Below are 1,547 nucleotides of genomic sequence, written 5' to 3'. Positions count from 1 at the left end.
CGGGAGGCCCGGCTCGCCGCGCTGCGCCTGGCCGGGGCGAGCCCGGGGCAGGTGGTGGCGACCGTGGCCGGTGAGATGGCGATCGCGGCGGTGGGTGGTGCGCTGATCGGCCTGGCGCTGAGTCCGCCGCTGCACGCACTGGCCCGGTACGTCCCCTGGGACGGCGACACCTGGCAGGCGGGCGACTTCGCGTTGCCCGTGACGGTCTCGGTGCCGGTGGTGCTGACGATCCCGGTGCTCGTGCTGCTGTCGGCCGTGCTCGGGCTGCGTCGGGTGGTGCGGGCGCCGTTGGGCGCGGCGAACCGGCACGTGCGCGGGCGACCGCACTGGTGGCGCCTGCTGTCCGTGCCGGTGACGGTCGGGGGCTTCTTCCTCGTGGTGACCAACGCCGACGGCCCGGATTGGTTGCCGGTACTGTTCGCCTCGCTCGCCGCGGTCCTGGCCTCCGCGGCGTTGGTCGGTCCGTGGGTGACCGCGGCGGTGGGGTCGCTGTTCGTCCGGTTCTGGCGCGGCGCCCCGGCGTTGTTGGCCGGGCGGCGCCTGCGGGACGACCCGAAGGGTGCCTACCGCGCGTCCGCGGGCGTGGTGCTGGCGGTGTTCACCGGCTCGATGGCGCTGACCCTGCTCGCGTCGGCGGGCGCGCTGATGGGCTCGTCGTCGCCGTTCGCGGCCTCGGCGCTGTACACCTCCACCCGGTCGGTGGACGAGGCCGAGGAGATCGCCGCCGAGGCCGGGGAGACGTTGCGGCGCTCCGGCTCGGACGGCCGTGCGCTGACGGTGCCGGTCGTGCTGTTCGACGACGGTACCCGCAGGTGGGAGGCCTTCGTGCTGGACTGCGCCGGGGCCCGGCAGGTGTTGCGGGTGGACGTCGGCACGTGTGCCGGGCGCGCACCCGGGGTGAGCGCGCCCGGTGATCTCGACCCGGCCGCGGTGGGGATACGCGCCGAGCGACCCGCGGGCGGTAGCGGCCCCGGCGGCCCCGTCGAACAGGACGGACACGCGACCGTGCCGCTGGACCCGGACACGCCGGTGTACGACCTCCCGGACACCCGGGGGATTCGCGTGCCCGCCCTCGTGCATCCGGACGTGCTCCCCGAGACCGCCGCCGACCAGGCCGCCCACGTTGTGCTGAACCCCGGACCCGGTGACCGTGAGGTCGCGCGCACGGCGCTGACCGGCGCCGCGGGAGCGGCGGGGGTGGACAGCATCCGGGCGCGGGTCGCCGACCAACGGACGACGCTGGCGGACCTGCGTCGGGTCACGGTGCTCGGACTGGTGGCGGCGGCCGTGCTGAGCGGGTGCAGCGCGGCGATCGCGACGGCCGGGTCGGTGTTCGACCGCAGGCGCACCTTCGGCGCGCTGCTCGCGGCGGGCACACCGGTGCGGACGTTGGGCACGGCGTTGCGCACGGAGGCGGCGATGCCCGCGCTCGTGGCCACGACCGGGGCCGGAACCGTCAGGGTCGCGGTCGGGGTCGGGCTGTTCGACCTGGTGCGCCCGGCCGACGCCGCGGTGCTCACCCCGTGGGTGGCCGCGCCCGTGGTGCT

At 76.4% G+C, this 1,547-nt stretch carries 1 protein-coding gene; it reads left to right on the top strand.

All coding sequences use genetic code 11. From position 1 onward, the window contains the following. Nucleotides 1–1,547 (top strand): ABC transporter permease (locus SACPADRAFT_RS32940; RefSeq protein WP_028662469.1); only part of this gene is annotated, 1,547 nt, incomplete at both ends.

Source organism: Saccharomonospora iraqiensis subsp. paurometabolica YIM 90007, assembly GCF_000231035.2.
Taxonomy (GTDB): Bacteria; Actinomycetota; Actinomycetes; order Mycobacteriales; family Pseudonocardiaceae; genus Saccharomonospora; species Saccharomonospora paurometabolica.
Note: the sequence above shows the minus strand (reverse complement) of the source record. Positions and strands in the feature narration are given on the sequence as shown.